Genomic DNA, 6,194 nt, shown 5'->3' on the forward strand with positions numbered 1-6,194 from the left:
CTGCTGCGACAGGATTTCCAGCAGGGCTTTACGCACGTGATTTATCCCCACTGGCAGCACCAGACCAAATTCACTCAACAGCCCCCGGATTTCATTGCACAGTGCCGTCCGCTCGCGGATGATCCTGGCCCGGACCCGGTGCTCTGCCTGTAACGTCTGCTGTGCTTCCGATTTGAGAGCGACAAAACGCATACCAGGCCTGCTGATGGCCTCGCAGATGGCTGCTGCATCATTGGCGTCGTTTTTGTTGCCTTTGAGATAAGGTTTGACGAGTTTCGGCGGAATAATACGCACGGTATGGCCCATGCGGGTGAGCTCGCGGGCCCAGTAATGGGAAGAGCCACAGGCCTCAATACCAATAAGACAGGGAGAAAGGCCGGAGAAAAACGTCATCATGTGGGCACGGCGCAGGGTTTTTCGCAGTACCACTTTTTCATGGTGATCAACGCCGTGGATCTGAAAAACATTTTTTGCAAGGTCGAGACCAATACGCTTAATATTCATGGCGGACACCTCCACCCGGGAACTGAGTACACCTCAGTCTGGCACATTGATGCCGTAAGGCGGGAGGTGTCCATCACATCGGCCTACATCGCCCTGGATGGCTTGCTGCGACGAACACCAACCCTTACCCCTGACGCTTATCTTCCGTATTCGTCTCGAAATCACTGGCATCATGGCGCTCATGCAACTGCTCGTTCAGCGACCCGTTGGTGCGGTTAACAATTCGTCCACGCTTCACAGCCGGACGTTCACCCACTTCTTTCGCCCAGCGTTGCACGTGCTTATAACTGCCCGCATCAAGAAACTCTGCGGCATCATACACGCCGCCTAATACCACGTTGCCAAACCACGGCCAGATTGCCATATCAGCAATGGTGTACTCATCGCCCGCAACAAACTTATGCTGCGCCAGTTGTTTATCCAGTACGTCGAGCAGGCGTTTGGCTTCCATGGTAAAACGGTTGATGGCGTACTCAATTTTCACTGGCGCGTAATGGTAAAAGTGACCAAAACCACCGCCGAGGAACGGCGCAGCGCCCTGTAACCAGAACAACCAGTTCATCGTTTCAGTCCGTTTTGTCAGATCCTGCGGCAAGAAGTAGCCAAATTTCTCTGCCAGATAAAGCAGAATCGATCCTGACTCAAACACGCGGATCGGCGGATTATGCGTATGATCGCGCAATGCCGGGATCTTTGAGTTCGGGTTCACTTCCACAAAGCCGCTGGAGAATTGATCGCCATCGCCAATGCGAATCAGCCACGCGTCGTACTCTGCGCCGGTGACGCCCAGCGCGAGTAGTTCTTCGAGCATAATTGTCACTTTCTGACCGTTTGGCGTGCCCAGCGAATAGAGCTGTAACGGGTGCTTGCCAACCGGCAACGTTTTTTCATGCGTCGAACCAGAAACCGGGCGATTAATATTGGCGAACGCGCCGCCAGCGGATTTATCCCACGTCCAGACTTTCGCGGGCTGATAAGTATTGTCTGTCATACTGAGTTGCCTTCTGAGTGGTAGTGTTGAAGCAGTGTAGCAGTTCGATTGCTGTACAGATTGTGAATTTTTTAACCCTTTGCGCCAGCCGCTGCGTTGAGGTGTATGATAAGTCAGACCTCTGTCCGGTTAATGTCGCTGAGCAGGTAATCAGAGCACAACAATTACGCCAACTGCTTAGGTTGTATTGTTAAAGGTAAAGTGATGAGCAAAGGAACGACCAGCCAGGATGCCCCGTTCGGGACATTATTGGGCTACGCCCCCGGTGGTGTAGCAATCTACTCTTCAGATTACAGTTCTCTCGATCCGCAGGAATACGAAGATGACGCCGTATTTCGTAGCTATATCGACGATGAATATATGGGCCACAAATGGCAATGCGTTGAATTTGCTCGCCGTTTTCTCTTTCTGAATTACGGTGTGGTCTTCACTGATGTAGGCATGGCGTGGGAGATTTTCTCGCTGCGCTTCCTGCGTGAAGTGGTTAACGACAACATCCTGCCATTGCAGGCATTTCCTAACGGCTCGCCGCGTGCGCCAGTCGCGGGTGCGCTGCTTATCTGGGATAAAGGCGGAGAATTTAAAGATACCGGCCATGTCGCCATCATTACCCAATTGCACGGCAACAAAGTCCGTATTGCGGAACAGAACGTGATTCATTCCCCGTTACCGCAAGGGCAGCAGTGGACGCGCGAGTTGGAGATGGTGGTAGAAAACGGCTGCTATACCCTCAAAGACACGTTTGATGACACCACCATTCTGGGCTGGATGATTCAGACGGAAGATACCGAATACAGCTTGCCACAGCCGCAAATTGAAGGCGATTTGTTGAAAATCAGCGGAGCGCGACTGGAAAACAAAGGCCAGTTTGACGGTAAATGGCTGGATGAAAAAGACCCGCTGCAAAATGCCTACGTGCAGGCCAACGGTCAGGTGATTAATCAGGATCCGTATCATTATTACACCATCACCGAGAGTGCCGAGCAGGAGCTAATTAAAGCCACCAACGAGCTGCACCTGATGTATCTTCACGCTACCGACAAGGTGCTGAAAGATGACAACCTGCTGGCATTGTTCGACATTCCAAAAATCCTCTGGCCGCGTTTGCGTCTCTCCTGGCAGCGTCGCCGTCACCATATGATCACCGGTCGTATGGATTTCTGTATGGATGAGCGTGGCCTGAAGGTCTACGAATACAATGCCGATTCCGCCTCCTGCCATACTGAAGCGGGCTTGATCCTCGAACGTTGGACGGAGCAAGGCTATAAAGGCAACGGCTTCAATCCGGCAGAAGGGCTGATTAACGAACTGGCAGGCGCATGGAAACACAGTCGTGCACGTCCATTTGTCCATATCATGCAGGACAAAGATATCGAGGAGAATTATCACGCCCAGTTTATGGAGCAGGCGCTGCAACAGGCTGGCTTTGAAACGCGTATTTTGCGCGGGCTGGATGAACTGGGCTGGGATGCTGCCGGGCAACTGATTGATGGGGAAGGGCGACTGGTTAACTGCGTATGGAAAACCTGGGCGTGGGAAACCGCGTTTGATCAGATTCGTGAAGTCAGTGACCGTGAGTTTGCCGCAGTGCCGATTCGTACCGGTCATCCGCAAAATGAAGTACGTCTGATCGACGTTCTGCTGCGCCCGGAAGTGCTGGTCTTTGAGCCGCTGTGGACGGTGATCCCCGGTAACAAAGCGATTCTGCCGATCCTCTGGTCGCTGTTCCCGCACCATCGCTATCTGCTGGATACTGATTTCACTGTTAATGATGAACTGGTGAAAACCGGTTATGCCGTGAAGCCGATTGCCGGTCGCTGTGGCAGCAATATCGACCTGGTCAGCCATCATGAAGAGGTGCTGGATCAAACCAGCGGTAAATTTGCCGAGCAGAAAAACATCTATCAACAGTTGTGGTGCTTGCCGAAAGTGGACGGTAAATACATCCAGGTATGTACCTTCACCGTTGGTGGCAACTATGGCGGGACTTGCTTGCGCGGCGATGAATCACTGGTCATCAAAAAAGAGAGTGATATTGAACCGTTAATTGTGGTGAAAGAGTAATACATGTAGTAGCAACCCCGTACTGATTATAAAGAGTAATCAGTACGGGGATTAATCAAAGTATTTAATATTCATATATTTTATTATTTGCTCATTTCATTTGTGAATATATAAACTGGCAAAATGCCTGTGTATTAATTATTCCTGATAATTTTGAATTAATGCTTATTGTCTGATACACAAGAAATAACACTCTTTTTATCGTTAAAAAATGATATTTCACTTTGCCCGCGCCGCGAAAGTCACTGATAATGCCTCCGTTCGTAAATTCAAAATGGCGTAATCTAATATATGCTAAATTTATTTGTTGGCCTTGATATATATACGGGGCTTTTGTTATTACTTGCTCTGGCATTTGTGTTGTTCTACGAAGCAATCAATGGTTTTCATGACACGGCAAATGCGGTGGCAACCGTTATTTATATCCGCGCCATGCAACCACAACTTGCTGTGGTAATGGCGGCGTTTTTTAACTTTTTTGGCGTATTGCTTGGCGGACTTAGCGTCGCTTATGCCATCGTCCATATGTTGCCAACCGATTTGCTGCTGAATATGGGGTCAACCCACGGTCTGGCGATGGTCTTTTCCATGCTGCTGGCGGCGATTATCTGGAACCTGGGAACGTGGTTTTTTGGTTTACCGGCCTCCAGTTCACATACTTTGATTGGCGCGATTATCGGCATCGGTTTAACTAATGCGATGTTAACCGGCTCATCGGTGATGGACGCGTTAAATCTGCGTGAAGTGACCAAGATTTTCTCCTCACTGATCGTCTCCCCAATTGTGGGGCTGGTGATTGCGGGAGGACTGATTTTCCTGCTGCGCCGCTTCTGGAGCGGGACGAAAAAGCGTGACCGTATTCACCGCATTCCTGAGGATCGCAAAAAGAAAAAAGGTAAACGTAAGCCGCCATTCTGGACGCGTATTGCACTGATTGTTTCCGCTGCGGGCGTGGCGTTTTCGCATGGTGCGAACGATGGACAAAAAGGGATCGGTCTTGTGATGCTGGTGCTGGTGGGAATTGCGCCCGCCGGGTTTGTCGTCAATATGAACGCGTCCGGCTATGAAATTACCCGTACCCGCGATGCAGTGACTAACTTTGAACACTATCTGCAACAGCATCCTGAATTGCCGCAGAAATTGATTACGATGGAACCCCCGCTGCCTGCGACTCCGACGGATGGCACACAAGTGACGGAGTTCCATTGTCATCCGGCAAATACCTTTGATGCGATTGCGCGCGTTAAAACGATGCTGCCAGGCAATATGGAAAGCTACGAGTCGTTAAGCGTGAGTCAGCGCAGCCAGCTGCGCCGCATTATGCTGTGCATTTCTGATACCTCCGCGAAGCTGGCGAAACTGCCAGACGTCAGTAAAGAAGACCAGAACCTGCTGAAAAAACTGCGTAGCGATATGTTAAGCACCATTGAATACGCTCCGGTGTGGATCATTATGGCAGTGGCGCTGGCGCTCGGTATCGGCACCATGATTGGCTGGCGTCGTGTAGCGATGACCATCGGTGAGAAGATTGGTAAGCGTGGCATGACGTATGCGCAAGGGATGGCGGCGCAAATGACGGCGGCGGTATCTATCGGCCTTGCCAGCTACATCGGTATGCCAGTTTCCACAACACACGTACTCTCTTCTGCGGTGGCAGGGACGATGGTCGTGGATGGTGGAGGCTTACAGCGTAAAACGGTAACCAGCATCCTGATGGCGTGGGTGTTCACCTTACCGGCGGCGATTTTTCTGTCTGGTAGTCTGTACTGGATAGCATTGCAGTTGATTTAACCTTGCTGAAATGCCCGGTCCTGGCGATCGGGCATTTCCATTTTTGACTAGTGATATCCCCGCGCGGTCATAAAATCCGTTATCGCTTTTTCTGCATCAATCAGTACTTGTTCCAGCGGCTGATTGGCATCAACATCAACCAGTTGTGCTCCGCCAAACGTTAACTGCGGGGTGACCGCAATTTTCCTCGCCAGCGATTCCCTTTTGTGGTCAGGTTTGCGCGCGCAGGCAACGTCCAGATCAACATTGAGTTTGATAACTAAATCAGGTTTATAGCTCGCCATCCAGTGAAACGCTTTACGTTCCTGGCTTGCCAGCCATGAAACAAACCAGCCGCCTTCAACGTTGGGTGGGAACACCGTACCATCGTAAGCGCCAGGAATTTGGTCCTGCGGATAACGGTCGGTTAAAACAATCAACCCGCGACGACGACAGGCGAGCATATGGCGAAAACGCAGTAAGCGACGGGCGACAAATGCCGTAATCACCAGCGCCGGAACCGGCCCTGGTAATTTTTTTGCCGTTTTCACTTCATTTTTTTCAATGGTTTTATGCAGGGATTTTCCCATCAACGGTAATTTTGTCACCGCACGTCCGACATTTCCGGCCTGCTTTCCTAAATGAACTCTTTCGGCGGCACCATATTTTCCAACAACGTTAATGAGATGTTCACACACCGTTGACTTGCCTGAACCATCGCTACCAATGACAGCAATTAATGGAGGAGTTATTGACTTCATGAATATATCCTTAAATTTAAATACCCGTCCAAAATATTTATTTAATTAATGTGTTTTTATGAAAGTGTAATTCAGGTCAATGTGACGGTGATGCTGCCAACTTA

5 protein-coding genes are annotated in these 6,194 nt (G+C 50.2%); 2 read left to right on the forward strand and 3 right to left on the reverse strand.

The window, feature by feature from the left end:
* On the reverse strand, positions 1–504 hold a 504-nt coding region (locus tag A7589_RS22230), incomplete at its 3' end, for an IS110 family RNA-guided transposase (RefSeq protein ID WP_108189023.1).
* Positions 505–628: 124 nt separating this feature from the next.
* Positions 629–1,495, reverse strand: coding sequence for a glutathione-dependent disulfide-bond oxidoreductase (gene yghU / locus A7589_RS22235; protein ID WP_000131799.1), 867 nt, complete (start codon positions 1,493–1,495; stop codon positions 629–631).
* A gap of 204 nt (positions 1,496–1,699) precedes the next feature.
* On the opposite strand from yghU, the gene gss reads away from it, so the two are divergent.
* Positions 1,700–3,559 (forward strand): bifunctional glutathionylspermidine amidase/synthase, encoded by a 1,860-nt coding sequence (gss, locus tag A7589_RS22240; protein ID WP_010348713.1) that lies wholly within the window; start codon positions 1,700–1,702, stop codon positions 3,557–3,559.
* 291 nt (positions 3,560–3,850) lie between these two features.
* The gene (gene pitB, locus A7589_RS22245; protein ID WP_000933254.1) at positions 3,851–5,350 is read left to right on the forward strand and encodes an inorganic phosphate transporter PitB; all 1,500 of its coding nucleotides are present in this window, start codon (positions 3,851–3,853) and stop codon (positions 5,348–5,350) included.
* Positions 5,351–5,397: 47 nt separating this feature from the next.
* On the opposite strand, the gene A7589_RS22250 is transcribed toward pitB, so the two are convergent.
* Positions 5,398–6,090 carry a dTMP kinase gene (locus tag A7589_RS22250; RefSeq protein WP_000836458.1) on the reverse strand — a complete coding sequence of 231 codons (693 nt, stop codon included), beginning with the start codon at positions 6,088–6,090 and terminating at the stop codon, positions 5,398–5,400.
* Positions 6,091–6,194 lie beyond the last annotated feature (104 nt).

It is taken from the genome of Escherichia sp. MOD1-EC6475 (genome assembly GCF_003046645.1).
GTDB lineage: Bacteria > Pseudomonadota > Gammaproteobacteria > Enterobacterales > Enterobacteriaceae > Escherichia > Escherichia ruysiae.